Genomic DNA, 568 nt, shown 5'->3' on the forward strand with positions numbered 1-568 from the left:
GACGCCCTGTCCGAACGGCGACCACGACGCCGACGTGATGTACAATCTCTGGGTGAAAGAGTTGGACTGCGTCTCCTGTGGGCACACGGTTCCGCTATTTAATGACTTCAGAGTCGCAAGCGGTAGATATGACCATGATGATGAGGACGCAGTCTTTTGCCCAGGTTGTGAAGAGATCGTTTACGTAGAAGATTACAAGCAGGAATCAAGATGCGGTAGTTGTGGGCATAATTGGGTTCCTAAAGAGGGGAATACTAGCAGAGGTGGGAAATACACTTGTCCAGACTGCGGTCAAAAGTACGGTATTGTAGATGCGATTAATGAACAAAATGGATATAATCTACAACTTTATGCCGTTGAATATTACTGCCAAACCTGTGATGACGATGGAAAGTCGAGAGGGGAATATAAATCATACAAATCTGCCACCGATGCCGATCGTGAACTATTCAATAAGGCGAAAAAAGATTGGGAGCAACAGGACGGATTGCAAGACTATGTTCCTGACGAGCAGATTCCAGAAGGAGCAATAACCGCTGCCTCTACAGTATCTGGAAACGACTTAAGA

The 568-nt window shown here is 46.1% G+C and carries 1 pseudogene; it reads left to right on the plus strand.

The window, feature by feature from the left end:
• Nucleotides 1-37: 37 nt before the first annotated feature.
• Nucleotides 38-568 (plus strand): annotated as a pseudogene (locus DVK07_RS22540) (DNA methyltransferase); the annotation flags it as partial.

Origin of the sequence: Halorubrum sp. Atlit-26R, from assembly GCF_003666015.1 — an archaeon.
In the GTDB taxonomy this organism is placed as follows: Archaea; Halobacteriota; Halobacteria; order Halobacteriales; family Haloferacaceae; genus Halorubrum.